Raw genomic sequence first — 25,512 nt, 5'->3', positions numbered from 1 at the left:
GGAGCCCATCATGACCGCCATGCTCGACAGTTTCGCAACCGATCTGACTGCGGCGACTTCGCTGCACCAGCCCGGCAACCTGCCGCACCCCCCCCATGCCATTGACGCCGAAAACGTGCCACTGTCGGGTGGCACCGACCCCACCTATGGCGAGGTGCGCTGGCGGACCCTGATCAACGGCACCGAGGCCGCGCCGCGCGACATGGTGCTGGGCATCGCCGAATTCGGCCCCGGCCACCAGTTGCGCCCCCACCGCCATACCCCGCCCGAGTTCTATCTGGGCCTCGAGGGTTCGGGCATCGTAACCATCGACGGCGTGCCGCACGAGATCCGCGCAGGTGTCGCGCTCTATATTCCCGGCGATGCGGAACATGGCACGGTTGCCGGTCCCGAAGGTCTGCGCTTTGCCTATGGCTTTGCCTCTGCCAGCTTCGAAGCGATCGAATATCGGTTCACCGCCAGCGCCTGATTGCCGCAAACCCGGTAGCGCACGGGGAGTTGAACCCCCCGCGCGCCATCCCTATCCTGCCCTCCAACGAAACCCCTCTGGCAGGACAGATCATGACCGAGCAACCGACCCACCCGATGACCCCGCAGGATTGCCTGGTCGCGATCATGATGGCGGTCTCCGCCTCGGACGAAAACATCCGCACTGCCGAACTGGTCAAGATCCAGTCGGCAGTGAACATGCTGCCGGTCTTTGCCGATTACGACATCGACCGGATGAAGCGGGTCAGTCAGGTGGTGTTCGACCTGTTTGAACAAGAGGACGGGCTCGACGCACTCTTTGGGCTGGTGCGTGACAACCTTCCCGAACGCCTGTTTGAAACCGCCTATGCGCTGGCCTGCGATGTGGCCGCCGCCGACGGTACCCTGGCCGAGACCGAGCTGCGTCTGCTCGAAGAAATCCGCTACGAGCTCAATATCGACCGGTTGCATGCCGCCGCCATCGAGCGCGGTGCCCGCGCCCGTCACGTGGTCTGAGGCCCAATCGCGAGGAAAGCCCGCCAGGGCTTGACGAGCGGCCCGGCACCTCAACTGCCGTAGATCGCGCCCCATCGCTCGATCAGTGCCTGTTGCAATTTCTTCGACCGCGCATTCCAGCCGCGCGCGCCCTCTGGGCGCTCGCGGTCCTCCGGCGGGATCGCCGCGCGCCGGTCTGGATCAGCGGTCAAAATTGCAAAGGCCAGCACCGTGCCATCCGCGGCGGTCATGAAGCCTCCCAGCCCCGAGACGAAATTCAGCGTCCCGGTCTTGGCTGCCACCTTGATCGGATGCCCTTTTACCACACGCCCCTTCTGATCCCGCATCGGGATATCCTTCAGCATTCGGGGCAGCCGCCCGGTCTTGCCCGCCTGCACCAGGATCGCCACCAGGTCCCGCGCCGTCATCCGCGACGCATCCCCCAACCCAGAATGATCAACCAGCCGCGAGCCGCGCAACCCATACCGCTCTGCCGCCCAGACCGACATCTCCTCCGCCGAGGCGCGCAGAGTGGCCGGGCGCTTGCCCCGCGCAACCGTCGCCGCCAACCCCACCATCTCTGCCGTCAGGTTGGTGGAGTATTTCAGCATGTCGCGCAGAATATCTTCAAGCGGCGCGCTGTCATGATGAACCAGCGTCCGTGCCCCTCCGGGCAGGGACTTCACCACCTCGACCCGGCCCAATACGATACCGTTTGACCGCGCCAGCGTCTGCAACACATCGCCGGCATAAAGCGCCGGCTTTCGCACCGGCAGCCACCGCGAACCGTCCTGCCCCAACGCCTGACTGGCCACGGTCCAGCTGTCGATGCGCTGACGCTGCTCGTAGGTATAGATCGGCAGCGCCCGGCTCACGACCTTCATCTCGGCGATCGCCACGGCGGGCCTGATCTTGGCGCTGCGCGCATCCATACTGACGGACCAGCCCTTGCCCGCCCGCTTCCACTCGAAATGCACCCGATTGAAGTTCAGCGCGATACCCGACACCGCCGGGCTATAGCCCACATGCTCGGGCTGTTCGGGGTCAATGCTGAACACCTCGGGCAGTGACCCGTCATAGACCTTGAAGGCGCCGCGCACTTCGCGCAGGCCGCTCTCCTTCAGCGCCCGCACCAGCGCGGCCAAGGCGTCGGTATCGAGTGTCGGATCACCCCCGCCCGCCAGGATCAGATCGCCCTTGAGCACCCCGTTCTCGACCGGCCCATCTGCCAGCACCCGAGTCCGGAACCGGTGGGACGGCCCCAGCGTCTCCAATGCGTAAAGCGCAGTCAGCGCCTTGGCGACACTCGCCGGGGGCAAGGCAAGACCCGGCTCGACCGTTTCCAGCTCCAGCCCGGTCTCGGCATCGGCAACGGCAAACGCAACCCGCCCCGACAGGCCCGATCCCGACAATACCGCCTCGGGGCCAGCAAGCGCTCGCGCATCCTTGAGTCTGAGCGGCGGGCGCAGCGACAATGCGGGCGCCTCGGCATAGGCCGCCGAATGGCTCAGCGCCGCGCCAAGCCCCGCCAGGAAAACACGTCTGGAAATCGCTTCAACCATGGTGCAATAAAAACCCAGTGACCCGCGCCGCACAAGCGGTGGTTTCGCATTTCGCCCCCGCTTTCATCATGTTACGGCGCAGGCATGGGCCGCGCCATCGGAATCATGTTCATCGCCATGTCGCTGATCCCCGCGGGGGATATGGCGGGCAAGCTGCTGACCGGCACCTATGGAGCCGCACCGATCTATGTGGCCTGGTCCCGCTTTGCCCTGGGACTGCTGATGCTGATGCCCTTTGTGCCCGCTGCCGCCTGGCGCCTGCTGGCCAATTGGCGCATCTGGTTCCGGGCGCTGCTGCTTGCGGGGGGCATCCTGTCGATCCAATCCGCCCTCAGGACCGAGCCGCTGGCCAATGTCTTTGCCGCCTTCTTTGTCGGGCCGATCCTCAGCTATGCCCTCTCGGCCCTGCTGCTGCGAGAGCCTGTCACCATGCTGCGCAGCGCGCTGATGCTGCTCGGGTTCGGGGGCGTGCTGCTGGTCGTTCGCCCGGGGTTTGGCGGCTCGCCCGGCCTGCTGCTGGCGCTGCTGGCGGGGTGTTTCTATGGCGGTTTCCTAACCGCATCGCGCTGGCTCAGCCCGCTTGGCTCGCCACTCGCGCTCAGCCTCACACAGCTGGCCATTGCCGGGCTGGTGCTGATGCCCTTTGGCCTGTCGGCGCTGCCCTCCTTCTCACCACAGGTGGCGGCGCTGACGCTGGCCAGCGCGCTCGGCTCGATGCTGGGTAACCTGCTGTTGCTGGTGGCCTATGCCCGTGCCCCGGCAACCCGTCTGGCCCCGCTGGTCTATTTCCAGTTGGCGGCGGCGACAGGCCTGGGCTGGGCGGTGTTCGGCGACCTACCCGATCTGTGGACCTGGGCCGGGCTGTCACTGGTCCTGGGTGCCGGTCTGGCCTCGGCCCTGCTGCGCCGCTGACCAGCCGCCAGCCGCCCGAATCCGGGTCGAGCTGACATCGACCATCGGCACATTGACGAAACACCAGGCCGGCGCTTCGGCCCGACCCAGCAGGTGCCGCGCCTGCCCATCGATGCGATAGGGCGCATAGGCCCGCGCCGCCGGTGACATCCGGGCCGAGATGCGGTCGCCCGGCCGCGCCAGCACGCCTACCGGCACAGTCTCGATGATCTGCCGCCAATCCTTCCAGCGGTGCAGCTGCGCCAGGTTGTCGGCCCCCATCAGCCAGACGAAGCGCACCCGCGGATAAATCCGTCTGAGCGCCGCGATCGTATCCGCCGTCACCCGCGTGCCCAGATGCGCCTCGATATCGGTGACATCGACCCGGGGGTGTCGCATCATCGCACGCGCCGCCTCCATACGCCGGTCCAGCGGCGCGGGTCCGTGCGCTTTGAGCGGGTTGCCCGGGGTCACCAGCCACCAGACCCGGTCCAGCCCGAACATCTTCAGCGCCTCGCGCGTCACATGTACATGGCCCGCATGCGGCGGATCAAACGATCCGCCGAACAGCCCGATCACCTGTCCGGGCCGCGCATATGGAAAACCCTGCCTCATGAACGTCTTGCTTGGCGCCTGCGCAGCGCCTTGTCAATCGGCAGGCCGCACCGGATCGCCCAACTTGATCAACCCCGGCTCCAGCACTTCGGCACACCAGCCGCCATGCCCGCGCACCGCCGAATAGCCGCCGGTGCCGAATGTCTCTTCCATCCGCGAACAGGGCGCACAGATCACGCTCAGGCGCAGAACCGCACCGCCCACCCGCACCGCGCGACCCTTGAGCGCGGACAGGTTGATCCCCTCGACCACGATGTTGCGCCGCAGATCCAAGGGCGACACTGCCCCGCGCCCCAGATAGGCGCCGATGGCACCCAGATGTTCGCCCTGCACCAGCGTTACCGCCCGCTTGCCGGGCCGCCCGTGATCGCCCGCCAGACCGTCAAGCCCGACAAGACCCTCGTCAACCGCGATCAGCGCCGCGCGCCGCTCGGGCCTGAGCCCGATCCAGCCGACCCGCCCCGGCTGCGCCCAGCCCGCGATCAGTGTTTGCAGGTCGGTCATCACTCTTCTCCGCTGCGGTGGCACAACTCACGCTACGACTTGCTTCAAACAAGCGGAACCATCCCGCGCAAATCACAAGCCCGGCACCGCCAAGAAAAAGGCCCCGACCGTTTCCGGTCGGGGCCCAGATGCAGCAGCCAAACCCGCTACATGCGGATCAGGCAAAGATGAAGTCGCCGCTGTCGTCGACCGAGAGAGCAAGGTCGATCTCGTTGACCGGGTCCACCGTCCCCTTGTCACCCGGCAGCGCAAAGCCGATGCCGGCGGGCAGCGGATCTGGGTCGGTCCCGTTGGTATTGTAATCGCCGTAGGCGTAATACTCGGTCGTTTGCAACCCGCCCTTGATCACCACGCCCATCAGGTCCGCGTCCGGCTCAAGGAACGGAACATTGGTGTCGTCATTGATCAGCGCGAACAGGAAATCGTCGATATAATCGTCCAGATCATTGCCCTGGGCCGCAACCAACGCATCGGTGTAGTCCACCTTGATCGTGTAATAGCCATCGCCGCTGGTGTCGCCCACGGTCTGGTTGAACACGAACACCACATGCGAAATATCCTGTCCCCATTCCGGGAAGTCGTCATCGCTGGGCGGCTCGACCGGGCAATATGTACCGGTATCGGCCAGTTTCAGACTATCCTCGCGATCCTCGCCCACGCTGGTGGCGCGAATGCCAATTTCGGCATCGGCCAGCTCCGCCAGACTGGAAATGCCCAGTTCGGCCATCGTAAAGGTCAGCGTCCCCGAGGTCGTGTCCTCGTCATTGCCGCCGACGGTGCCGATCTCTTCGGCGATGTCGAACCCGTCCAGCCTGTCGCCGTCGCTGTCGCTGCCCTTCATGTTGTTGCCACCGGACAGCTTCGAGATATCCCCGCCGTCATTTCCGATGTCGATGAAGAACCCGTTCAGGTCGGCAATCCCGCTCACCAGCTCGTAGGTGAACGTGATGTTGCCAAAACCGTCGTCGGTCGCGATCACCTCGACGGTCACGTCGCCAGAGGTCAAAGTCCACTTTACAGAGTCACAAGTCATATTCGTTTTCCCCCACTTAATATGTCCTTTGGCGCCTAAATCTGGTGGAACCAAAGCCCTAACAGCGGAAATATTAACATTTTTGTATATTTTTAATATGACATATATCAAATTATGAATACTTAGGGGAATCTCGGGAAAAGGACTCGCCCGCTGGTATATGCACGCTCATTTCAGACTGTGCTTTGCCGCGGAAAAGCTACGCTGGGTTGTGCCCCCAAAGTAACTCCCCGGCAGCATTAGACGGCTGAATGATTCGATTTCGCCCCGATTTGGCCCCTCCAACCAGCGCGCAGACGCTGGCGCATTGTCCCGCGACAGATGTTTCTGTAACAGGGCCTGCAAACAGAATTACCAACCGGAGTCGACCGATGGCCGCCTATCAATATGTCTACCACATGCAGGGTGTTTCCAAGAGCTACCCCGGTGGCAAGAAATGCTTCGAGAACATTCACCTGAGCTTCCTGCCGGGGGTCAAGATCGGCGTCGTCGGCGTCAACGGCGCCGGTAAATCCACTCTGATGAAGATCATGGCCGGCCTCGACAAGGACTTCACCGGCGAGGCCTGGGCCGCCGAGGGCGCAAAGGTCGGATACCTCCCGCAGGAACCGCATCTCGACCCGAACCTGACCGTGCGCGAGAATGTCATGCTGGGGGTCAAGGCCAAGAAGGACATCCTCGACCGCTATAACGAGCTGGCGATGAACTACAGCGACGAGACCGCCGACGAGATGGCCAGCCTGCAAGACCAGATCGACGCCGAGAACCTGTGGGATCTCGACAGCCAGATCGACGTCTCGATGGAAGCGCTGCGCTGCCCGCCTGACGATGCCAATGTGGAAAGCCTCTCGGGCGGGGAACGCCGCCGGGTGGCGCTGTGCAAACTCCTGCTCGAAGCGCCCGACATGCTGCTGCTCGACGAACCGACCAACCACCTGGACGCCGAAACCATCGCCTGGCTGCAACAGCACCTGATCGACTACAAGGGCACCATCCTGATCGTCACGCACGACCGCTATTTCCTGGACAGCATCACCGGCTGGATCCTGGAACTCGACCGCGGCCGCGGCATCCCTTACGAGGGCAACTATTCCGCTTGGCTCGAGCAGAAGGCCAAGCGCCTGGAGCAGGAAGCGCGCGAGGACAAGGCCAAGCAAAAGACGCTGGAACGCGAACTGGAATGGATGCGGCAGGGCCAAAAGGCGCGCCAGGCTAAATCCAAGGCCCGGATCCAAGCCTATAACGAGATGGCCAACCAGTCCGAACGGGAAAAGGTCGGCCGCGCCCAGATCGTCATCCCCAACGGCCCGCGCCTGGGCTCCAAGGTGATCGAGGTCGAGGGCCTTTCGAAACACATGGGCGACAAGCAGCTGATCGAGGGCCTCGACTTCTCGCTGCCCCCCGGCGGTATCGTCGGCGTCATCGGCCCCAACGGCGCCGGTAAATCAACGCTGTTCAAGATGATCACCGGGCAGGAACAACCCGACGCCGGCAGCATCGAGATCGGCGATACGGTCAAGCTCTCCTATGTCGATCAGTCGCGCGACGATCTGAAGGATGGCGATACCGTGTGGGAGGCGATCACCGGCGGCGCCGAGATCATCCAGCTGGGCGATGCCCAGGTGAACAGCCGCGCCTATTGCTCGTCCTTCAACTTCAAGGGCGGCGACCAGCAGAAGAAGGTCTCGCTGCTTTCGGGCGGCGAGCGCAACCGCGTGCACATGGCGCGGCTCTTGAAAGAGGGCGGCAACGTCCTCCTGCTTGACGAACCGACCAACGACCTCGACGTCGAAACCCTGCGCGCGCTCGAAGACGCGCTGGTCGATTTCGCCGGCTGCGCCGTGGTCATTTCGCACGACCGCTTCTTCCTCGACCGCATCTGCACCCATATCCTCGCCTTCGAGGGCGACGCCCATGTGGAATGGTTCGAAGGCAACTTCGAGGATTATGAAGAGGACAAGAAACGCCGCCTGGGCCCTGACGCCCTGGAACCCAAGCGGTTGAAGCACAAGAAGTTCGTGCGATAGGTCCAAGCTGAGTACGCCAGTAGGCCGGGCTTTAGCCCGGCCCAACGACAGAAGGCGGGCTGAAGCCCGCCCTACACATCTCTCCGGAGGTCTGCATTTTGCGATGCACAGTGGAAAACGGCCACGCCTTGGCATCCGTGACCAATCCATGCTTTACCGGATCGTTGTGACAGAACGAAACTGCCGCCAAATACTCGTCCGGCCCTCTGATGTGATGCTCCCAGAATCGCCTCTGCCAAACGCCGGCTTCACGTTTTTCTGAACGTAAGCCGGGCTTCAGCCCGGCATATCTTCCAGACCGCACCACAGGCAGATCGGGCGGCGGGCTGAAGCCCGCCTTACGAACACCCATGGTAAACCGTGCCTTGATCGCGCCCCAGCGGGTCGAAAAATCCGTATCTCCGCGCGGCAGCGTCCAGACAGCATGCAGGTGATCCGGCAGCACCACCCAGGCGTCGATGTGGAACGGGCGCTCCCTTCGCGTTTGCCAAACCGTCGTGCGCAGCAGGCCGATTTGATCGGTGAGCAATCCGCTCCCCTTGTTGGCCAGCGTCACGGTAAAGAAAATCGTGGCGCCGGGCACCCTGGGCCTGACATAGATCGACATCCGCGAACTCTGTCAGCCAGAGGTTAACATATTTTGAACACATTCTTCCCTAGACTGTCTCAGCATCGACAGTCGTCCAGCGCGATTTCAGAATGTTTGGGAGAGGGACCTTATGGCTTGGATCGGAGTCTTCCTGGGAACGTTTGCCGGGCTTGCCAGCAGCATCCTCGCCTGTGTCCTGTGGGAACTGCCGCTTTGGGCGGCCTTGCTGCTCTATCCCTTGGCCGGTTCCGCCATCGCGGTTGCGGTGATTCTTCTCTTCATGCTGCGCGAAATCCGTGTCCCTGCCGCCGAGCCGGTGACCGGCGGCAGAACCGTCAACGGTTAGACGCGGGCCAGATCAGAACGCGGTCCCGGTCTTGAACCCCAGCTTCTTCAAAACCATGGCCGCCGGGCAAAATCCGGTGACCGAGGACTGGATCAGGTTTACACCGATGAACACGGTGAACCACATCCACAAGGGCGAGACCAGCGCCGTCAGCAACACGCTGAGCAGCACCATGAAGCCGGCAAACATCATCACGGCACGATCGAGGGTCATCCATTCAACTCCTGTCAATCGCCGGGCACCCCACCCGGCCTTGCCTCGGATATAGACCCGTCAGAAATAACATTCAAGTATCAGAATGTTTTCTAACCGCGCACCCAGCCCACGATCTGACCGGATTGCATCGCACCGGATTGACGTTTCTTCTCTTTGCCGCGCTCAAAGGCGACCATGGTCGGGATGCCCCGGATTCCATAGCGCCCGCCGGTGGACTGGTGTTTTTGCGTGTCGAGCTTGACCAGACGCGCCTGACCGGCCAGAACCCCGGCCGCCTTGGCATATTCCGGGCCCATCATGCGGCAAGGGCCGCACCATGGCGCCCAGAAATCCACCACCAGTGGCAAATCGTCGTTCTTCTTGGCCTTCTCGAGTATGGCGGGATCAACATCCCTGGCCTGGCCTGTCAGCAACCCGTCGCCGCACTTGCCGCATTTGGCCCCGGCTGTCAGCCGGGCCTCGGGAACGCGGTTGAGCTGGCCACAGGCCAGGCATGTCAATGTCTTGTCACCCATGTCGGCTCTCCAGAACTCATATATTCGGAAAGCGACATAAGTTTCGACGGCTCACCCTGCAAGGCCCCGCCTCATGCCATTGCGCGCGCAAGCCCGGTCGGCGATTGCGCCCTGTCCCGGCCCCGGCGCAGAAGGCGCAGTGAGAACACCCAGACGACCGGAACCGCACCGATTGCCACCGGCAGCCCCCAGACGAGGCTCAGCCCGTCGGGCCACAGGAGTCCCGCTGTCAGATAGCCCGCCCCGATCGGCGCCAGCGAGGTCGCCACCAAAGACGCCACCGAGGCGAACAATTGCCCCCGCGCCCAGGCCGGCGCGGCCGGGTCATGCGCCCGACCATAGGCCCAGGCATAGATCAGCACCGCCAGCGAAAGCCCGGCAATACCCACCAGAATTTGCATGATGATCTCCACGATCCGGGCGCCGGATACCCGTCGGGTCCACGTTGGCCCGTCACTCTGAGTCGGGCGCCCGAAACAGGATGATATGAGGCTTTGGCCGCTTGAGAAGAGGGCTTCTACAGCGCCTCTCTCGCCTTCGGCGGCAATCAGCCTGCAGCGGCGGCATCGACCGGGCGGGGCCGACCTTCTTCGTCGATGGCAACAAAGGTGAACACAGCCTCGGTCACCTTTTCACGCAGCCCCTGTCGGTCACGCAGCGCCCAGGCCTCGATCTCGATCGCCATCGAGCTGCGCCCGACCCGCACCACCTGGCAATAGATGCACAACACGTCGCCAACGCCGACGGGCCGGATGAACTTCATCGCATCCACCGCCACCGTGGTCACCCGTCCACCGGCCCGCGCGCCGGCTGTAAGACCCGCGGCGATATCCATCTGGCTCAGCACCCAACCGCCAAAGATGTCGCCGTTGACGTTTACATCGCGCGGCATCGCAAGTGTGCGAAGGGTCAGTTCCCCGCTCGGCTGTGGATCGGTCATCGCAGGGTGTCCTTGTTTCTGCATCGCGGCTAGTGAAAGCGTAAACCAATTTGTGAAAAACTGCGCAATCATGTTCAAGACAATGTTCACCCCCATTTGCCAACGCACAACCAAACCCAGATACCCAGTATGACACGCGTCAATCACATCCTCATCCCGGGCATCGTATTGCTTGTTTCGGCCCTTCTGGTTCAGATCAGCGGGTTGACCCTGTTACTTGGCGCTCATCCCTGGTGGGCGCACAAGGTGATCTGGATGGGCCTGCCGATCGGCATTGGTCTGGCCCTGATCGCTGGGGCTTTGCGCGTTCCGCGCCGGCTGCGGCAGATCGGATTCACCCTGTTGACGCTCGTCGCATTTCTGATCGCCACGGAAGGCAAAACCCAGTTCACCGCGTCTTTTGCCGAAAACACCGCCGCCGGACGCGCCTGGTATTTCGGTTGGATCGCAACCTGTGCCCTGATCACCGCAACCGCCGCATCACTTTTCCGCTATTCCCACCAAACCGATTGACCCCTTGCCCGGGCCACCGGAAAATACCTGTCATTCCGTTTTTTCAAGTTGCGAGGCCAGACATGATCACGCGCCGCACATTCATCGCTGCTTCGGCTGCTGCCGGTACATTGCCCTGGGCCATACAGGCCAAAGCCAGCGATGCCTTCGATCCAACACCTCAGGTCGTGCGGATCAAGAAACAATTCGAACCGGGGCGCCTGCTGATCCTGCCGCGCTCGTTCTACCTCTATTACGTGACCGAGGAACGTGAGGCGATCCGCTACGGCTGTGGCGTTGGCAAGGCCGGGCTGGAATTCACCGGTACAGCCACCATCGACGTGAAAAAGGAATGGCCCACCTGGCGGCCCACCCCCGAGATGATCGAGCGTGATCCGCGCACCTATGCCAAATTTGTCGACAACAATTACATCCAGCCCGGCGGCCCGGAAAATCCGCTGGGGGCCCGCGCGCTCTATCTTTTCCAGAACGGGGTCGACACCTATTTCCGCATTCACGGCACCACCCAGCCCCAAACCATCGGACATGCGGCCTCGAACGGCTGTATCCGGATGCTGAACGAGCATGTGATCGACCTTTATAACCGGGTGCCGCTGGGCACGGTCGTGACGGTACTCTGACGCCGGGATTCAGGCGCCATACAAGGGGAAATGCGAGAATCTTCTTGCCAAACGCCTGCGCGCAACCCATTTCTGGGGGCGCAACGTTACGCTATCGACTACACTGCTCCTTTTCCGGCTCAGTCCTCGATTTCGCATTGACCGAGCCGTTCTGCCGCATATCGCGGGCAGGGAACTGAAAGAAAAGACAGGAGATATGACGATGGCCACCGGCACCGTCAAATGGTTCAACACCACCAAAGGCTTCGGCTTCATCGCCCCCGAAGAAGGCGGCAAGGATGTGTTCGTGCACATTTCAGCTGTCGAGCGTTCGGGACTGACCGGCCTCGCCGACAATCAGAAAGTCAGCTACGAGCTGAAGCCCGGGCGCGATGGCCGCGAATCCGCGGTCGATCTGAAGCTGCTCTAAGCTTTGCCTGCCGGGTCCGGATTGCCGGACCCGGTCTCTCTACGGCGCCGACCAATCCACATCGGTGGCCCGTTCGATCCGCAGCCGGCCCTCGGGCCAGGGGCGCATCAGCGCCTGAACCTGCGTTTGATCCCCGTTCAGCCAAACCGGCACATCCTCACGTGACAGCAACACGCCCATCCGGTGATGGATCGGCGCGACATCCGCATTTGGGGGGCAGGTGACTGCCGCCACCTGATGCAACTGCTGCCCGCCGGGCGCGGTCCAGACATCGGTGATGGCGGCAAACAACAGCGGCGCGCCAGCCGCATCGCTGATCCGCCAGGCTGTCTTGCGGCGTTTTTCTCCCGTCCATTCGTACCAGCCATCCACCGGGATCACCGCCCGCCCGGTTCCGGCAAAGGCCGATTTGTCGAACACGGTTTCGGAACGCGCGTTGATGATGGTCTCCATCACCGGGCGCCCCCTTGCGTTGACCCGGCCCACCGGCACGATCCCCCAGCGCATCGGGCACAGGCCCTGCCCGGTCAACACCAGCACCTCCTGCCCGGGCTGGATATTGCGGCGCGGCGGTTGCGTGCCCAGGTCGGGCAATGCGCAGCCCAGCCAATCCGCCAGCTCCGTCAGCGGCCGGGTCAGAAAGAACCGCCCCGGCATCTCACTTCTCCGCCGCCTGCACCAGGTCCAGCACAAACGGGCCCAGCGCCGCCACGATCCGGGCCACGCCCTCCGCATTAGGGTGAATGCCATCGCCCTGCATCAGACCCGCCGCTGCTGCCGGATCGCCCTCGGCCATCAACCCGGCAAAGAAGCTCGGCGCCAGGAGCGCGCTATGTTCGGCGGCAAGCTCGGGATAGATTGCATCGAATGCCACCTTGTAATCGGCACCATAGTTGCCCGGCGCCTGCATGCCCACCAGCAGCACGGCGACGCCTGCCCGCTGCGCCTCGGTCAGGATCGTGGCCAGGTTGCCACGCGCCACCTCGGGCGCGATGCCGCGCAACAGGTCGTTACCACCCAGCGCCACGATCATCGCATCCACCTCGGGCGTCAGGGTCCAGGCCACCCGCGCCGCGCCACCCGCCGTGGTATCGCCCGACACACCCGCGTTGATCAGCGTGACCTCGGCCCCTTCGGCCATCAGCCAGCGTTGCAGCTGCGGAACAAACCCTTGCTCGGGCACCAGGCCATAACCCTGGGTCAAACTGTCGCCCAACGCGGCGATCACCACCGGTTCGGCCGTTGCAGCCATGCCCCACCCCGCCAGAAGAAGCCCGATCAAAGCCTTGCGCATATCCCTCGATGCTCCATATGCCCTAGAATACCCAAGCGAAGGCCCAGCATGACCGACCCTGCCCTTGTCCTAGAAGATGCCCGTTTGTCGCTCGAAGGCAATGCCGGCAAGGTCGATATCCTGCGCGGTATCTCGCTGAATGTGCCCGCCGGGCAGACGCTGGGGCTGGTCGGGCCTTCGGGGTCGGGCAAATCCTCGCTGTTGATGCTGATGGGGGGGCTTGAACGCGCCACCGGTGGCCGGGTGCAGGCCCTGGGGCATGATCTGGGCGCGATGGACGAAGATGCGCTGGCCCGCTTCCGCCGCGACCGGATGGGCGTGGTGTTCCAAAGCTTTCACCTGATCCCCACCATGACCGCGCTGGAAAACGTGGCCACGCCGCTGGAACTGGCCGGCCATCGCGACGCGTTCGCACGCGCAGCAGCCGAGCTTGAGGCGGTGGGTCTGTCCCACCGCGCCGGACATTACCCGGCGCAGCTTTCGGGCGGCGAACAACAGCGTGTGGCGCTGGCCCGCGCCGCCGCACCCCGCCCCGCCATCCTGCTGGCCGACGAGCCAACCGGCAATCTGGACGAGGCCAATGGCGCCGCGATCATGGATCTGCTGTTCGGCCTGCGCGACCAATATGGCGCAACGTTGGTTCTGGTCACCCACAGCGCCCGGCTGGCCAGCCGCTGCGACCGGGTGGTCCGCCTGCGCGATGGCCGTATCGAGGATACCGAGAGCCGTGAGGCCGCGCAATGAGCCTGCGACTGGCCGCCCGCCTCGCCCGGCGCGAGTTGCGCGGCGGGCTACGGGGCTTCCGCATCTTTCTGGCCTGTCTCGCATTGGGTGTCGCGGCCATTGCCGCCGTCGGCTCGGTCCGCAGCGCGATCGAGGCCGGGCTGTCCCGCGAGGGCGCGGCCCTTCTGGGCGGTGACGCGCAGATGGGCTTCACCTATCGCTTTGCCACCCCCGAGGAGCGGGACTGGATGCAGGCCCGCGCCAGCCGGGTTTCGGAACTGGTGGATTTCCGCTCGATGGCGGTGGTGGGGGCCGAACGCGCCCTGACCCAGGTCAAGGCGGTCGACGGTGCCTATCCCCTGCTCGGCAGCGTCACGCTGGACCCGGACCTGCCGCTCGATCAGGCGCTGGCGGGTGCCAAGGGCCTGCCCGGCGGAGTGATGGAACCCGTCCTGTCCGATCGGCTCGGGCTTCAACCCGGCGACCGGTTCCGGCTGGGCACGCAGGAGTTTGTCCTGATGGCGCGGCTGATGCAGGTGCCCGACGGTGTCGCAGACGGCTTTGCCCTCGGTCCACGTACCCTGGTGCGGACCGCGGACCTGGCGCAATCCGGCCTGCTGGCGCCGGGCACGCTCTTTGACACCAAATACCGGCTCGACTTGCCACCAGATAGCGACCTGGCCAGCATCGCACAGGACGCGCGCGGGCGATTCACCGACAGCGGCCTGCGCTGGACCGATGCGCGCAATGGCGCGCCCGGCATCGCCGATTTCACCCGACGGCTGGGCGCGTTCCTGATCCTTGTCGGCCTGTCGGGGCTTGCGGTCGGAGGGATCGGCGTTTCAGCAGCGGTGCGCGCCTATCTGGCCGACAAGACCACCACCATCGCAACGCTGCGCACGCTGGGGGCCGACCGGCGCATCGTGTTTCAGACCTATTTCCTGCAAATCGGCGCACTGTCGGGCCTTGGCATCCTGCTGGGGCTTGTGCTTGGCGGGCTTGCGCCCCTGCTTCTAGCCCCGCTGATCGAGGCGCAACTGCCGGTGCCGGCTGTCTTTGCGATCTACCCCGAACCGCTGGCCGAGGCCGCAATCTATGGCCTGCTGACGGCGCTGGTCTTTACCCTCTGGCCGCTTGCCCGCACCGAGGAGGTGCGCGCCGCGACCCTACTGCGCGATGCCCTGTCCCGCGCCCCTCTGCTGCCCCGCCTGCGCTATGTGCTGGCAACGGGTGCCGGGCTGGCCCTGCTTTGCGGATTGGCTGCATGGTTCAGTGGGGCCCTGGCCCTGACACTCTGGACCCTGGGTGGCATTGCCGGGGCACTCCTCCTTCTGGCAATCGCCGCCAGTGCGGTGCAGGCGCTCAGCCGCGCCGCCGCCCCGCTTGCGCGCGGTCGCCCGGCGCTGCGCTGGGCGCTGGCCTCGATCTCTTCGCCCCGGCAGGGGGCCGCGCCGGTGATGCTGTCGCTGGGGCTTGGCCTGTCGGTGCTGGCCGCCGTGGGCCAGATCGACGGCACGCTGCGTAATGCGATTTCCGGCAACCTGCCCGATGTGGCACCCTCGTATTTCTTTGTCGATATCCAGCGCGACCAGATGCCCGGGTTTACCGCCCGGCTTGAGTCTGACCCAGGTGTCAGCCGCGTTGAGAGCGCGCCAATGCTGCGCGGGATCATCACCCGCATCAACGACCGCCCCGCACGCGAGGTCGCCGGAAACCACTGGGTCGTACGCGGTGACAGGGGGGTGACCTACTCCGCCGAGCTGCCCGACACCACCCGGCTGACCGAAGGCGCATGGTGGCCCCAGGATTACGACGGCCCGCCCCTGATCAGCTTTGCCGCTGAAGAGGGCGCCGAGATGGGTCTGCAACTGGGCGATACCCTGACCGTCAACATTCTGGGCCGCGATATCACCGCCCGCATCGCCTCGTTCCGCGAGGTCGATTTCTCGACCGCCGGAATGGGATTTGTCATGGCCATGAACCCTGCCGCCCTGTCCGGAGCCCCCCACAGCAATATCGCCACGGTCTATGCCGAGCCCGATGCCGAAGCCGCCATCCTGCGCGATCTGGCCAGCGCCTATCCAAACATCACCGCGATCCGGGTACGCGATGCCATCGACCGCGCCGCGGGCCTGCTGGCCGGGTTGGCCAGCGCCACCTCATATGGGGCGGGGGTGTCGCTTTTGACCGGATTTCTGGTGCTGATCGGTGCCGCCGCCGCAGGTCAGGGCGCCCGAATCTACGAGGCTGCCGTGCTGCGCACCCTGGGGGCCTCGCGCCGCCGCATCCTGCTCAGCCTTGCGCTGCGCAGCGCCCTTCTGGGTGCCGCTGCCGGCACCATCGCGCTGGCTGCGGGGATTCTGGGCGGCTGGGCGGTCAGCCGCTTCGTGTTCGAAACCTCGTTCACCGTGATCTGGCCTTCGGCCATTCTCATCGTGCTTGGTGGGGTTCTGGCGGTTCTTGGTGCCAGCCTTGTCTTTGCACTGCCGCCGCTGGCCGCCCGCCCGGCGCGCGTCCTGCGCGCCCGGGAATAGTCCGGCCCAAAACCGGCAGGATTTCAGCGCGCGCAGACCACCGGATTGAGGATCTTGAGCAGATCCGTGTTATCACAGACCAGCGCATCCAGAGTGATCTCGTCCAGCGAGGCGTAAAAGGCCTGTGCCGCATCCCGCAGCGCAAGCCGCAGGCGGCAGGCGTCGGTCAGGGGGCAGCTGTTATCGGCATCCGCGAAACATTCCACCATCGGCAGATTGCCCTCGACATGGCGGAAAACTTCGCCAATCCGGATCGCATCCGCCGCCATACCCAGACACATGCCGCCGTTACGGCCCCGCTGCGTGGTCAGAAAACCCAGCTGACTGAGCTGGTTGATCACCTGCGCCAGATGGTTTTCCGAGACGTTGCAAACCTCGGCGATCTCGGACTTGGTCACCAGCCGGCCGGGATGGGCGGCGCAGAACATCAGCAGCCGAACCGCAATATTTGTGCGCTTGGTAATGCGCATGGTCGGGTCCTCCCCGTGGGATTTCACATGCAGGCCTTATTGCACATCCCCTGAAAAACCTGTTTGACATACATCAATTCCACCGGATCGGCGGCAAGACACTGATGGCAGACCCCTATTTCTTTGGCTACGGCAGCCTGGTGAACCTGGCAACGCATGACTTTCCCGATCCGCGCCCTGCCCGCCTGTTTGGCTGGCGCCGGTTGTGGCGCCATACCGATCTCAGGCAGGTGGCGTTCCTGACCGCCATTCCTGACCCCGAGTGCAGCATCGACGGCATGATCGCCCATGTGCCCGATGACGATTGGGAGGCGCTGGATGCACGCGAATGGGCCTATGACCGCGTCGCGGTGTCCGCACATGTCCGCCACGACCTGAAACGCCCTGCCGAGGTCGCAGTCTATGCCGTTGCCCCGGAAAAGCAGAGCCCGCCCAGCACCCGGCACCCGATTCTGCTCAGCTATATCGACGTGGTGGTGCAGGGCTATCTGCATGCCTTCGGCCTCGAGGGCGTGCGCGATTTCTTCGCCACCACCAGCGGCTGGGATGCACCGATCCTGAACGACCGAAAAGAGCCCCGCTACCCGCGCCACCAGCAATTGAAAGCGGCAGAGACCGATCTGGTCGACCGGTCCCTGAATGATATCGGCGCCGATATCATCACGGCTGGCTGAGGGCGCACAGCCCTTTCACCTTGCCGCAAACACTCCCGCCGGAGGCCCCAAGATTTTTCGTCGAAAAATCTTGCCCCCCGCTCGCCTGTCTGCTCACCCCCGCGCGCGGATCACCTGCATCAGCGGCAGCAGGGTGGCCATTTCCGGGCCGCGCTCCATGCCGGTCACTGCTTTGCGCAGCGGCATGAACAGCCCCTTGCCTTTGCGCCCGGTGGCCTCTTTCACCGCCTGGGTCCAGGCGCCCCAGCTGTCAGCGTCAAGCGGTCCTTCGGGCAAGAGCGCCATGGCCTCGGTCACAAAGGCGCGATCTTCGTCGGCGATCAGCGGCTCGGCCCCGTCCCGGCACAGCGCCCACCACCCCGCCAGATCGTTCAGCGTGGTGATGTTCTCGCGCGCCATCGACCAGAAGGGAGCGGCCAGGTCCTCGGGCACGCCCGCCGCGGCCACATCCTTTGCCACCGCCTCCAGCGGCAGCGCCTGCAGGTAGCGCCCCGTCAGCGGGAACAGATCCTGCACATCAAACTTGGTCGGCGCCGCGCCAAACCGGGTCACGTCGAACCCCTCGATCAGCTCGGCCATGTCGCTGCGCAGCTCGACCGGATCGGACGAGCCCAGCCGCGCCATCAGGCTGAGCAGCGCCATCGGCTGCACCCCCTGCTCGCGCAGGTCGCGCAGCGCCAGCGTGCCCAGACGTTTCGACAGCGCCTCGCCCTGCGGGCCGGTCAGCAACGAATGATGCGCGAAGCGGGGGTGTTCGAACCCGAGCGCCGCCATGATCTGGATCTGGGTCGCGGTATTGGTCACATGGTCCGAACCGCGCACAACATCGGTGACACCCATATCGGTGTCATCGACAACCGAGGCCAGCGTATAGAGTACCTGACCGTCGCCCCGGATCAGGACCGGGTCGCTGACACTGGCCGCGTCGATCGAGATATCGCCGAGGATTCCGTCGGTCCACTCGATCCGCTCCTGATCCAGCTTGAACCGCCACACCCCGTTGCCGCGCTCGGCACGCAGGGCCTCTTTCTCACCTTCAGACAGCGCCAGCGCCGCCCGGTCATAGACCGGCGGCTTGCCCATGTTCAGCTGTTTCTTGCGCTTCAGGTCCAGTTCGGTCGGGGTCTCGAACGCTTCATAGAAACGCCCCATCGCGCGCAGCTTGTCGGCGGCCTCGGCATAGCGGTCCAGCCGCTCGGACTGACGCTCCACCCGGTCCCAATGCAGGCCCAGCCAGTCGAGATCCTGCTTGATCGCGTCGACATATTCCTCTTTCGACCGCTCGGGATCGGTGTCGTCGATACGCAGGATGAAGGTGCCGCCTGCCTTGCGGGCGATCAGATAGTTCATCAGCGCGGTGCGCAGGTTGCCCACATGGATGTAACCGGTGGGCGAAGGGGCGAAACGGGTGGTGGTCATGGACATCTCCTGTTGCCGATCCCCTTGTCACAAGGCCCGGCAATTGTCCAGTTCGGCGCCCGGCCAAGGGCCGGCATCCCCCGTCATGATGGCCCTGATCACCCCTTGCCGGCGCGAACATCCGGGCGGGTGCCAAATCCGCACAGAGATATGCGCAAATGACAAGGTTGCCGGGCCTCTGCCATGACCTATCGTTATCCGTGTTTCACACAGTATTGGGGAGGTCTGACCATGACCCTGAAGCTTTCGCGCCGCGCCGCCCTGACCGGTGCCGCATCCCTGCCGCTTGCCGCCGCCGCGGCGCCCGTCCTTGCCGGTGGCCATGGCGGCAAGGCGGCGGCTCCTATCGCCCGCTCGTTCAAGCTGGGCAGCATGGGGGTGACCACCCTGCTTGACGGCAGCCTGCCGCGTGACGGGGCCAAGGACATCTTTGGCGGCGGCGCCTCGGACGAAGATTTCGCCCGTGTCTCGGCCGAGAACTTCATCCCCGCCGACATGGCACAGTTCTTTTTCACCCCGACGCTGATCGATACCGGGGCCGAACTGGTGCTGTTCGACACCGGCCTGGGCCAGGGCGGCATTACCCGCGCGCTCGACGCTGCCGGCGTCGCGCCCGAGGCAATCGACGTGGTGGTGATCACCCATATGCATCCCGACCATATCGGCGGCATGGTGACCGATGGCGCCCCCACCTTTGCCAATGCCCGTTATGTCACCGGCGCCGCCGAGTATGACTTCTGGTCAAAGGCCGAGGCCGGCAACCGCGTCGGTGATCTCGTCAAGTCACATGTCACGCCGCTGGCCGAGAAGATGACCTTTGTCGAACCCGGCGCCTCGGTCGCGGCGGGGGTGACGGCGGTCGATGCCTCGGGCCACACGCCGGGGCATATGGGCTATATGCTCGAAAGCGACGGGCAGCAGCTGATGCTGACCGCGGATCTGGCCAACCATTATGTCTGGTCCTTTGCGCATCCTGAATGGGAGGTACGCTTTGACATGGACAAGGCCAAGGCAACCGCCTCGCGCCGCGCAATCTTGGGCATGCTGGCCGCCGACCGGGTGCCGATGATCGGCTATCACATGCCCTTCCCGGCGGCGGGCTATGTCGAGACCCGTGGCGAGGGCTTCCGCTTCGTGCCCGTCGGTTATCAGTTGATGGGGTGATCCCCCTTCGCTGGGGTCAATAGCCCGGATCGGGCGCCACCCGGCTGCCGTCACTGAACCGCGACAGGCGAAACGCCCACGGGTCGACCACCGGGGTTTCGCCCGTCGCCAGATCGGCGACCAGCCGCCCGGCGCCCGGCCCGATCCCAAAGCCGTGGCCGGAAAACCCGGTTGCGATGAACAGGCCCGGCAGGGCGGGCACATCCGAGATCACCGGGATCGCGTCCGGGGTGACGTCGATCATCCCGGCCCAGCTCTGCATGATTTCGGACCCGTCGAGCATCGGAAAGGCCCGGCGCGCCGCATTCCAGGCGCGGCGCAGATGTTTCTGCGAGGGTTCGGGGTCAAGTATCCGGGTCAGCTCGAACGGGGTCACATCACCCGGTTGCCATTGCCGCGCCTGCTGCGCCTCTTCCAGCCAGCGGCGCGACAGCCGAAAGCGCAGCGACCGCCATTCCTGCCGGAAAGCGGGCAGGAATCGATGTGCCAGCCGCAGACTGTCGGGCACCAGATCAACCGTGTTCTGCGTGCCCGCAGCTATGGTAAAGCCACCATCGGCACGACGGCGCATGGCGAACCCGTCAGACCAATAGGCGGCATTCGGACCCTCGACCGTGGGTGAACTGCGCAGCACCGTGTTCAGAACCTTGAGCTGCGGCAGCGACACACCCGCATTCCCGGCGAACAGCCGCGACCACGCCCCGCCCGCCAGGATCACACGGGAACAGGCCACCCGGCCCCGTTCGGTATAGACGCCGGTCACCTGCCCCGCCTCGACATCCACCGAGCGCACAGCGCAGGCGGTCAGGATTTGCGCACCCCGGTCGCGGGCGCCCTCGGCGACCGCAGGGGCCGCCCATTGCGGCTCGGCCCGGCCATCCTGTGGCATGAACAGCGCCGCGCGCGGCAGCTTGCTGTGACCGGGCAGATGAGCGGCAAGTTCCGCCCCCTCGATCATCCGTGCCCGCGTCTCCAACCCATCCACATGGCGCGCCCAGCGTTCCAGGTTGCCCACGCTGCGCCGCCCCGAAGCGGCGAACAGGATGCCCGAGCGCACGAAACCGGTGCTGCGTCCAAGCCGGTCATCCAGCCCGTCCCAGATCTCCAGCGCCGCCTGCATCAGGGGTATCTCGCGCGGATCGCGCATGCCCAGACGCACCCAACCCCAGTTGCGTGAACTTTGTTCGGCCCCGATCTGGCCCTTCTCGCACAGCAGGACCGAAACGCCCCGCTCGGCCAGTTCCAGCGCCGCCGATACCCCGATGATGCCGCCGCCAACCACAACAACCTCGACCTGCTTGGGCAGGGCGAGGTCGGAATAGAAATCTGTCGGGCGAGGTCCGGGCATTAGGGCTCAATCAGATGACACAATCGGTGCCAGTGATGTAGCCCGACCCGCCCGGACAAAAGGGTCAAAATCGCCGCGCCGGATCACATCCTTGCAGTCTGTGGCAGAACTGCCATTACCCTGCGTCAGGCGTTTCGGCCTGTTCGGCCTGGAAACGCGAGAACGGATCGAGACGCATCTTGTCATGCGAGACAGGCGTATCCCGCAGATCGGGCAGGTAGAGCCCCGAGGTCCAGCGTTCAGGCAGCCAGGACAGCACCCGCTCGACACCAGCGACACGGCGCATGGCCCAGCCGCGCAGGATCTCGGCCCGAACCGGATCAAGCCGGCGAAAACGGGCAAAAGCAGCCGCGACACATTCCGAGGCCCGATCATGGCCCAGCGTCAGATAGGCAATGACCGGAACCACAACCGCAAGCCCCAGCAGGGCCACCAGCAGCCCGGGCCAGCCGATCAGCAGCGCCAGCGCCAGAATAGCCGCCGAATGACGCCATTTGGGCTGATAGCGCGGCTTGCGTTCTTCGCTTTCTTCGGACGCAGCCGCCTCGGGCACGGCAGGGGCAATCTCGGGCAGGGTCTTGCGCGGCTTGGGCGCGGCGGCCTCTTGGCGCATCACGGCCTGCACGAACTGGTCGATCTCGGCTTCGTCGATCTCACGCGGTGGCGATTTCAGCATTTCCACCCCTTGCGGGGGCGCATTCAGAGGGTTGAACATGGCACACATCCCAGACACGAGTAATTTCCTGCCCCGGCTTGCGCCCGTCGATCGGGGCATGGAGCAATGACTTTGGCGATTTTGCCATCATCACGGGCCCCGCGCCCTTAAAATGTCACATTTAGGTCAAATTCGCCTCAAATCGGATTTGACCCGAGGACAGTTCCCGCCAAACACCGGCGATTGTTGCCGGTGCCGCATCAACTCGGGTCGCGCCAGCGATTCACGATGGGATAACGCCGGTCCAGCCAGAAGGCACGTGGGGTCAGCCGCGCACCGGGGGCCGCCTGATACCGCTTGTACTCGCTGATATAGATCAGATGCTCGACCCGGCGGGCGACATCGCGGTCGAACCCGGCGGCCACGCAATCGGCGATGGAGCCGTCCTGATCGACCAGAATATCCAGGATCGCGTCCAGCTCGGGATAATCCGGCAGGCTGTCGCTGTCCTTCTGATCCTCGCGCAGTTCGGCACTGGGCGGCTTGTCGATGACCGAAGGCCGGATCACCTCGCCCGCCGGTCCCATCATCCAGAGCCGGTGATTGGCGTTGCGCCAGCGGCAGGTCTCGAACACCCGCGTCTTGTAGAGATCCTTGATCGGGTTATAACCACCCGCCATGTCGCCATAGATCGTGGCATAGCCCACCGCCACCTCGGACTTGTTGCCGGTGGTCAGCAGCATCTCTCCGAACTTGTTGGACAGCGCCATCAGCAAGAGGCCGCGCAGGCGGGACTGGATGTTCTCCTCGGTCAGGCCCGGCTCGGTCCCGGCAAACAGCGGCGCCAGCGTATTGGTCACCGCCGCCCGGCTTTCCGAGATCGGCACATAGTCATAGCGCACGCCCAGCGCCTGCGCCACGGCCTCGGCATCGTCCAGCGATGACCGGCTGGTGTATTCCGAGGGCAGCATCACACAGCGCACGTTCTCAGGCCCCAGCGCATCGGTGGCAATCGCCGCCACCAGCGCCGAATCCACCCCGCCGGACAGGCCCAGCAGCACCTTGGCAAAGCCGGTCTTGCGCATGTAGTCGCGCAGGCTTTCGACCATCACGCGGTAATCCTGCTCCCAGGCATCGGGCAGCGGCGCCACCTCTCCCTGGACGATCTGCCAGCCCTCGGACCCGCGTTCCAGATCGACATGGGTGATCGCCTCGTCAAAGACCGGCATGCGGAACGCCAGCGCGCCGCCCGGGTTCAGACCGAATGTGCCACCATCGAACACCTGATCGTCCTGACCACCCACCATATTGAGATAAATGAGCGGCAGGCCGGTTTCGACCACCCGCGCCACCATCTGGTTGATGCGCATGTCGTATTTGTCGCGGTAATAGGGCGAGCCATTGGGCACCAGCAAGAACTCGGCCCCGGTCTCGGCCAGGGTCTCGGCCACATCCTCGTGCCAGGCATCCTCGCAGATCGGGCTGCCGATGCGGGTATTGCCTACCGAATAGGGACCGCCCAGCGGCCCGGCATCGAAAATGCGCACCTCGTCGAACACCGTCTCGTTGGGCAAATGGGTCTTGAGCGAGCGGCTGACGATCTTGCCGCCCTTGAGGATCAGGTAAGCGTTGTACAGCTTGCCTTCCTCGACCAAGGGGCCGCCGATGGCCAGCGCCGGGCCGTCGGCACATTCCTCGGCCAGCGCCTCGATCATCGCAATCGCGGCATCGTGAAACACCGGTTTCAACACCAGGTCTTGCGTGTTGTAGCCGGTCACGAACATTTCGGGCAGAGCCACCAGATCGGCCCCCGCCTCGCGGCCATGCTCCCAGGCCATGCGCGCCTTGGCGGCATTGCCCGCCAGATCGCCCACGGTGGGGTTGAGCTGCGCCAGAGTGATACGGAAACGGTCGGCCATGATGCCCCCTTGCCCTTGCTCCTGATCTGCCGATTTATCAGATCGACGCGCGAGGAAAAGCCAAATGCGGCAAAAGACATTGCCCCTTGCCCGGACCTGCCTTAATTTCGCGGTGCCGCATCCAGACGGTCGACAGGGCAGACAGAGGCACCAATGACCAGAAACCGCAGACGCATCGCATTTGCCGCCATCCTGGCCATGGCCACGACGGCCCATGCCCAGCAGGGCCAGGTCCTGACCACGCAGGACGAGATCGGCGGCGTCTACGAGGGCACGTTCCGGGGCGGTCTGCAACATGGCACCGGCACCTATCGGCTGCCCAATGGCTATGAATACAGCGGTGAATGGGTCGATGGCGAGATCCGCGGCCGTGGCGTCGCGCGCTTTCCCAACGGGTCGGTCTACGAGGGCAGCTTTGCCCAGGGCAAGCCCGAGGGCATGGGCAAGATCACCTTTTCCGATGGCGGCACCTACGAAGGTGAATGGTCAAACGGGGTGATCAACGGCCAGGGGGTCGCGGTCTATGCCAATGGCGTGCGCTACGAGGGCGGGTTCCGCGATGCCCGCCATCACGGCAAGGGCGTGATGCAAAGCCCGGGCGGCTATGTCTATGAGGGCGACTGGGCCGATGGCCAGAAAGAGGGGCTGGGCAAGATCACCTATCCCGACGGCGCGGTCTACGAAGGTGGCATCGTCGCGGGCCAGCGTCATGGCGAGGGCACGCTGACCCTGCCCGACGGGCTGGTCTATGTCGGTTTCTGGGCCGATGGCCAGATCAACGGCAAGGGCACGCTGACCCAGGCCAATGGCGATGTCTACGAAGGCGACCTGATCGCCGGCCGGCGCGAGGGCAAGGGCAAGGTCACCTATGCCAATGGCGACGTCTATCAGGGTGATTTCACCGATGACCGGCGCGAGGGTCAGGGCATCTTCACCGGCACCGACGGCTACAGCTATGCCGGGTCCTGGGTTGCGGGCCAGATCGAGGGTCAGGGCCGCGTCACCTATCCCGACGGCTCTGTCTACGAGGGCAACTTCCGCGCCGATCTGGCCGATGGCCAGGGCAAGATCACCTATCCCGACGGCTCAAGCTATGAGGGCGAATGGGTCGCCGGCGTGATCGAGGGCACGGGGACCGCGATCTATGCCAATGGCATCGTCTACAAGGGCACCTTCAAGAATGCCAAGAACCACGGGCAGGGCGTCATGACCTATGCCGACGGCTATCGCTACGAGGGCGAATGGCAGGACGGGGTCCGCCACGGTCAGGGCAAGGCCACCTATCCCGACGGCTCGGTCTATACCGGTCAATATGTCAACGGCCAGCGCGAGGGCGACGGCGAGATCGTGATGGCCGACGGGTTCCGCTACAAGGGCCAGTGGCAGTCAGGCAAGATCAGCGGCATCGGAGTCGCCACCTATGCCAATGGCGATATCTACGAGGGCCATTTCCGCAATGGCAAACGTCAGGGCGAGGGCACCATGAAATACGCCAGTGGCCAGGAAGAAAAGGGCAACTGGGACAATGGCGCGCTGACCAAGGGCGCGGCAGCCTCGGACGGCTAGGCG

Annotated in this window: 29 protein-coding genes; 13 read left to right on the top strand and 16 right to left on the bottom strand. The window is 64.5% G+C overall.

The annotated features are described in order from the left end of the window. Nucleotides 1–10: 10 nt before the first annotated feature. A complete protein-coding gene (dddW, locus tag SPO_RS02290) occupies nt 11–469 on the top strand; it encodes a dimethylsulfonioproprionate lyase DddW (protein ID WP_011046214.1) in 459 nt (152 codons plus the stop codon). A gap of 92 nt (nt 470–561) precedes the next feature. Then, complete coding sequence (locus SPO_RS02285) at nt 562–984, top strand: tellurite resistance TerB family protein (protein WP_011046213.1); 423 nt, start codon at nt 562–564, stop codon at nt 982–984. A gap of 50 nt (nt 985–1,034) precedes the next feature. On the opposite strand, the gene dacB is transcribed toward SPO_RS02285, so the two are convergent. Continuing rightward, nucleotides 1,035–2,525, bottom strand: coding sequence for a D-alanyl-D-alanine carboxypeptidase/D-alanyl-D-alanine endopeptidase (gene dacB, locus SPO_RS02280; protein ID WP_011046212.1), 1,491 nt, complete (start codon nt 2,523–2,525; stop codon nt 1,035–1,037). An 84-nt stretch (nt 2,526–2,609) separates the two neighbouring features. On the opposite strand from dacB, the gene SPO_RS02275 reads away from it, so the two are divergent. Beyond that, nucleotides 2,610–3,437, top strand: coding sequence for a DMT family transporter (locus tag SPO_RS02275; RefSeq protein ID WP_011046211.1), 828 nt, complete (start codon nt 2,610–2,612; stop codon nt 3,435–3,437). Here SPO_RS02275 and SPO_RS02270 read toward each other — a convergent pair. The 3 genes from SPO_RS02270 to SPO_RS02260 form a co-directional block, all read right to left on the bottom strand. Further along, nucleotides 3,390–4,031, bottom strand: a complete 642-nt coding sequence (locus SPO_RS02270) for a nicotinate-nucleotide adenylyltransferase (RefSeq protein WP_011046210.1) — start codon at nt 4,029–4,031, stop codon at nt 3,390–3,392. The two genes, SPO_RS02275 and SPO_RS02270, sit on opposite strands and share 48 nt — an antisense overlap. A 33-nt stretch (nt 4,032–4,064) precedes the next feature. After that, nucleotides 4,065–4,535, bottom strand: coding sequence for an MOSC domain-containing protein (locus tag SPO_RS02265; RefSeq protein ID WP_044027838.1), 471 nt, complete (start codon nt 4,533–4,535; stop codon nt 4,065–4,067). Nucleotides 4,536–4,692: 157 nt separating this feature from the next. Continuing rightward, on the bottom strand, nt 4,693–5,568 hold the full coding sequence (locus tag SPO_RS02260) for a hypothetical protein (RefSeq protein ID WP_144083948.1): 876 nt from the start codon (nt 5,566–5,568) through the stop codon (nt 4,693–4,695). A gap of 371 nt (nt 5,569–5,939) precedes the next feature. On the opposite strand from SPO_RS02260, the gene ettA reads away from it, so the two are divergent. Next, on the top strand, nt 5,940–7,595 hold the full coding sequence (gene ettA, locus SPO_RS02255; protein ID WP_030003168.1) for an energy-dependent translational throttle protein EttA: 1,656 nt from the start codon (nt 5,940–5,942) through the stop codon (nt 7,593–7,595). Between the two features lie 31 nt (nt 7,596–7,626). On the opposite strand, the gene SPO_RS02250 is transcribed toward ettA, so the two are convergent. Further along, a complete protein-coding gene (locus tag SPO_RS02250; RefSeq protein WP_011046206.1) occupies nt 7,627–8,202 on the bottom strand; it encodes an REP-associated tyrosine transposase in 576 nt (191 codons plus the stop codon). Between the two features lie 112 nt (nt 8,203–8,314). Between SPO_RS02250 and SPO_RS02245 the strand changes: the two genes are divergently transcribed. Next, complete coding sequence (locus SPO_RS02245) at nt 8,315–8,530, top strand: hypothetical protein (protein WP_011046205.1); 216 nt, start codon at nt 8,315–8,317, stop codon at nt 8,528–8,530. 12 nt (nt 8,531–8,542) lie between these two features. Here SPO_RS02245 and SPO_RS02240 read toward each other — a convergent pair whose 3' ends face one another. The 4 genes from SPO_RS02240 to SPO_RS02225 form a co-directional block, all read right to left on the bottom strand. Beyond that, entirely contained in the window at nt 8,543–8,743 is a 201-nt protein-coding gene (locus tag SPO_RS02240) for a YgaP family membrane protein (RefSeq protein WP_044027833.1), read from the bottom strand. A 92-nt stretch (nt 8,744–8,835) separates the two neighbouring features. Then, on the bottom strand, nt 8,836–9,261 hold the full coding sequence (locus tag SPO_RS02235; protein ID WP_011046203.1) for a thioredoxin domain-containing protein: 426 nt from the start codon (nt 9,259–9,261) through the stop codon (nt 8,836–8,838). A gap of 71 nt (nt 9,262–9,332) precedes the next feature. Next, nucleotides 9,333–9,662, bottom strand: a complete 330-nt coding sequence (locus tag SPO_RS02230; RefSeq protein WP_144083947.1) for a hypothetical protein — start codon at nt 9,660–9,662, stop codon at nt 9,333–9,335. 146 nt (nt 9,663–9,808) lie between these two features. Beyond that, nucleotides 9,809–10,201: an acyl-CoA thioesterase gene (locus SPO_RS02225; protein WP_030003167.1), complete on the bottom strand. Its 393-nt coding sequence runs from the start codon at nt 10,199–10,201 to the stop codon at nt 9,809–9,811. A 96-nt stretch (nt 10,202–10,297) separates the two neighbouring features. Between SPO_RS02225 and SPO_RS02220 the strand changes: the two genes are divergently transcribed. The 3 genes from SPO_RS02220 to SPO_RS02210 all read left to right on the top strand — a co-directional run bounded on the left by SPO_RS02220 (nt 10,298) and on the right by SPO_RS02210 (nt 11,743). Next, complete coding sequence (locus SPO_RS02220; RefSeq protein ID WP_011046200.1) at nt 10,298–10,714, top strand: hypothetical protein; 417 nt, start codon at nt 10,298–10,300, stop codon at nt 10,712–10,714. 62 nt (nt 10,715–10,776) lie between these two features. Further along, nucleotides 10,777–11,334, top strand: coding sequence for a L,D-transpeptidase (locus tag SPO_RS02215; RefSeq protein ID WP_011046199.1), 558 nt, complete (start codon nt 10,777–10,779; stop codon nt 11,332–11,334). Between the two features lie 202 nt (nt 11,335–11,536). Further along, on the top strand, nt 11,537–11,743 hold the full coding sequence (locus SPO_RS02210) for a cold-shock protein (RefSeq protein ID WP_011046198.1): 207 nt from the start codon (nt 11,537–11,539) through the stop codon (nt 11,741–11,743). Nucleotides 11,744–11,782: 39 nt separating this feature from the next. Here SPO_RS02210 and SPO_RS02205 read toward each other — a convergent pair whose 3' ends face one another. Then, nucleotides 11,783–12,400 (bottom strand): SOS response-associated peptidase, encoded by a 618-nt coding sequence (locus tag SPO_RS02205; protein WP_011046197.1) that lies wholly within the window; start codon nt 12,398–12,400, stop codon nt 11,783–11,785. 1 nt (nt 12,401) lies between these two features. After that, nucleotides 12,402–13,037, bottom strand: coding sequence for an arylesterase (locus SPO_RS02200; protein WP_011046196.1), 636 nt, complete (start codon nt 13,035–13,037; stop codon nt 12,402–12,404). A 48-nt stretch (nt 13,038–13,085) separates the two neighbouring features. Between SPO_RS02200 and SPO_RS02195 the strand changes: the two genes are divergently transcribed. Further along, entirely contained in the window at nt 13,086–13,781 is a 696-nt protein-coding gene (locus SPO_RS02195) for an ABC transporter ATP-binding protein (RefSeq protein WP_011046195.1), read from the top strand. Further along, complete coding sequence (locus tag SPO_RS02190; RefSeq protein ID WP_011046194.1) at nt 13,778–16,294, top strand: ABC transporter permease; 2,517 nt, start codon at nt 13,778–13,780, stop codon at nt 16,292–16,294. The genes SPO_RS02195 and SPO_RS02190 overlap by 4 nt, the downstream gene beginning before the upstream one ends. Nucleotides 16,295–16,317: 23 nt before the next feature. Here SPO_RS02190 and SPO_RS02185 read toward each other — a convergent pair whose 3' ends face one another. Continuing rightward, on the bottom strand, nt 16,318–16,764 hold the full coding sequence (locus SPO_RS02185) for an RrF2 family transcriptional regulator (RefSeq protein ID WP_011046193.1): 447 nt from the start codon (nt 16,762–16,764) through the stop codon (nt 16,318–16,320). Between the two features lie 104 nt (nt 16,765–16,868). Between SPO_RS02185 and SPO_RS02180 the strand changes: the two genes are divergently transcribed. Continuing rightward, nucleotides 16,869–17,438, top strand: coding sequence for a gamma-glutamylcyclotransferase family protein (locus SPO_RS02180; protein WP_011046192.1), 570 nt, complete (start codon nt 16,869–16,871; stop codon nt 17,436–17,438). Between the two features lie 93 nt (nt 17,439–17,531). Here the strand turns inward: SPO_RS02180 and gltX are convergent, their stop codons facing one another. Then, a complete protein-coding gene (gene gltX, locus SPO_RS02175; protein ID WP_044028940.1) occupies nt 17,532–18,857 on the bottom strand; it encodes a glutamate--tRNA ligase in 1,326 nt (441 codons plus the stop codon). Nucleotides 18,858–19,088: 231 nt separating this feature from the next. On the opposite strand from gltX, the gene SPO_RS02170 reads away from it, so the two are divergent. Next, complete coding sequence (locus tag SPO_RS02170; RefSeq protein ID WP_011046190.1) at nt 19,089–20,021, top strand: MBL fold metallo-hydrolase; 933 nt, start codon at nt 19,089–19,091, stop codon at nt 20,019–20,021. A gap of 16 nt (nt 20,022–20,037) precedes the next feature. Here SPO_RS02170 and SPO_RS02165 read toward each other — a convergent pair whose 3' ends face one another. From SPO_RS02165 to SPO_RS02155, 3 genes are all read right to left on the bottom strand, one after another. After that, nucleotides 20,038–21,369 (bottom strand): NAD(P)/FAD-dependent oxidoreductase, encoded by a 1,332-nt coding sequence (locus SPO_RS02165; protein ID WP_011046189.1) that lies wholly within the window; start codon nt 21,367–21,369, stop codon nt 20,038–20,040. A 115-nt stretch (nt 21,370–21,484) separates the two neighbouring features. Then, on the bottom strand, nt 21,485–22,084 hold the full coding sequence (locus SPO_RS02160) for a hypothetical protein (protein WP_144083946.1): 600 nt from the start codon (nt 22,082–22,084) through the stop codon (nt 21,485–21,487). Between the two features lie 200 nt (nt 22,085–22,284). Beyond that, nucleotides 22,285–23,943 carry an NAD+ synthase gene (locus SPO_RS02155; protein WP_011046187.1) on the bottom strand — a complete coding sequence of 553 codons (1,659 nt, stop codon included), beginning with the start codon at nt 23,941–23,943 and terminating at the stop codon, nt 22,285–22,287. Nucleotides 23,944–24,096: 153 nt separating this feature from the next. Between SPO_RS02155 and SPO_RS02150 the strand changes: the two genes are divergently transcribed. Further along, nucleotides 24,097–25,509 (top strand): MORN repeat-containing protein, encoded by a 1,413-nt coding sequence (locus SPO_RS02150; RefSeq protein ID WP_011046186.1) that lies wholly within the window; start codon nt 24,097–24,099, stop codon nt 25,507–25,509. Nucleotides 25,510–25,512: the final 3 nt, after the last annotated feature.

The sequence above is a fragment of the Ruegeria pomeroyi DSS-3 genome, from assembly GCF_000011965.2.
GTDB lineage: Bacteria > Pseudomonadota > Alphaproteobacteria > Rhodobacterales > Rhodobacteraceae > Ruegeria_B > Ruegeria_B pomeroyi.
Note: the sequence above shows the minus strand (reverse complement) of the source record. Positions and strands in the feature narration are given on the sequence as shown.

Excerpts from the sequence above, each read along its gene's own strand:
- SPO_RS02155 (WP_011046187.1), bottom strand. The coding sequence starts at position 23,943 with ATGGCCGACCGTTTCCGTATCACTCTGGCGCAGCTCAACCCCACCGTG.
- SPO_RS02285 (WP_011046213.1), top strand. The coding sequence starts at position 562 with ATGACCGAGCAACCGACCCACCCGATGACCCCGCAGGATTGCCTGGTC.
- SPO_RS02160 (WP_144083946.1), bottom strand. The coding sequence starts at position 22,084 with ATGTTCAACCCTCTGAATGCGCCCCCGCAAGGGGTGGAAATGCTGAAA.
- SPO_RS02185 (WP_011046193.1), bottom strand. The coding sequence starts at position 16,764 with ATGCGCATTACCAAGCGCACAAATATTGCGGTTCGGCTGCTGATGTTC.
- SPO_RS02225 (WP_030003167.1), bottom strand. The coding sequence starts at position 10,201 with ATGACCGATCCACAGCCGAGCGGGGAACTGACCCTTCGCACACTTGCG.
- SPO_RS02150 (WP_011046186.1), top strand. The coding sequence starts at position 24,097 with ATGACCAGAAACCGCAGACGCATCGCATTTGCCGCCATCCTGGCCATG.
- dacB (WP_011046212.1), bottom strand. The coding sequence starts at position 2,525 with ATGGTTGAAGCGATTTCCAGACGTGTTTTCCTGGCGGGGCTTGGCGCG.
- SPO_RS02275 (WP_011046211.1), top strand. The coding sequence starts at position 2,610 with ATGGGCCGCGCCATCGGAATCATGTTCATCGCCATGTCGCTGATCCCC.
- SPO_RS02260 (WP_144083948.1), bottom strand. The coding sequence starts at position 5,568 with ATGACTTGTGACTCTGTAAAGTGGACTTTGACCTCTGGCGACGTGACC.
- SPO_RS02210 (WP_011046198.1), top strand. The coding sequence starts at position 11,537 with ATGGCCACCGGCACCGTCAAATGGTTCAACACCACCAAAGGCTTCGGC.
- SPO_RS02205 (WP_011046197.1), bottom strand. The coding sequence starts at position 12,400 with ATGCCGGGGCGGTTCTTTCTGACCCGGCCGCTGACGGAGCTGGCGGAT.
- SPO_RS02165 (WP_011046189.1), bottom strand. The coding sequence starts at position 21,369 with ATGCCCGGACCTCGCCCGACAGATTTCTATTCCGACCTCGCCCTGCCC.
- SPO_RS02170 (WP_011046190.1), top strand. The coding sequence starts at position 19,089 with ATGACCCTGAAGCTTTCGCGCCGCGCCGCCCTGACCGGTGCCGCATCC.
- SPO_RS02200 (WP_011046196.1), bottom strand. The coding sequence starts at position 13,037 with ATGCGCAAGGCTTTGATCGGGCTTCTTCTGGCGGGGTGGGGCATGGCT.
- SPO_RS02250 (WP_011046206.1), bottom strand. The coding sequence starts at position 8,202 with ATGTCGATCTATGTCAGGCCCAGGGTGCCCGGCGCCACGATTTTCTTT.
- ettA (WP_030003168.1), top strand. The coding sequence starts at position 5,940 with ATGGCCGCCTATCAATATGTCTACCACATGCAGGGTGTTTCCAAGAGC.
- SPO_RS02265 (WP_044027838.1), bottom strand. The coding sequence starts at position 4,535 with ATGACCGACCTGCAAACACTGATCGCGGGCTGGGCGCAGCCGGGGCGG.
- SPO_RS02270 (WP_011046210.1), bottom strand. The coding sequence starts at position 4,031 with ATGAGGCAGGGTTTTCCATATGCGCGGCCCGGACAGGTGATCGGGCTG.
- gltX (WP_044028940.1), bottom strand. The coding sequence starts at position 18,857 with ATGACCACCACCCGTTTCGCCCCTTCGCCCACCGGTTACATCCATGTG.
- dddW (WP_011046214.1), top strand. The coding sequence starts at position 11 with ATGACCGCCATGCTCGACAGTTTCGCAACCGATCTGACTGCGGCGACT.
- SPO_RS02240 (WP_044027833.1), bottom strand. The coding sequence starts at position 8,743 with ATGACCCTCGATCGTGCCGTGATGATGTTTGCCGGCTTCATGGTGCTG.
- SPO_RS02180 (WP_011046192.1), top strand. The coding sequence starts at position 16,869 with ATGGCAGACCCCTATTTCTTTGGCTACGGCAGCCTGGTGAACCTGGCA.
- SPO_RS02195 (WP_011046195.1), top strand. The coding sequence starts at position 13,086 with ATGACCGACCCTGCCCTTGTCCTAGAAGATGCCCGTTTGTCGCTCGAA.
- SPO_RS02235 (WP_011046203.1), bottom strand. The coding sequence starts at position 9,261 with ATGGGTGACAAGACATTGACATGCCTGGCCTGTGGCCAGCTCAACCGC.
- SPO_RS02230 (WP_144083947.1), bottom strand. The coding sequence starts at position 9,662 with ATGCAAATTCTGGTGGGTATTGCCGGGCTTTCGCTGGCGGTGCTGATC.
- SPO_RS02245 (WP_011046205.1), top strand. The coding sequence starts at position 8,315 with ATGGCTTGGATCGGAGTCTTCCTGGGAACGTTTGCCGGGCTTGCCAGC.
- SPO_RS02190 (WP_011046194.1), top strand. The coding sequence starts at position 13,778 with ATGAGCCTGCGACTGGCCGCCCGCCTCGCCCGGCGCGAGTTGCGCGGC.
- SPO_RS02215 (WP_011046199.1), top strand. The coding sequence starts at position 10,777 with ATGATCACGCGCCGCACATTCATCGCTGCTTCGGCTGCTGCCGGTACA.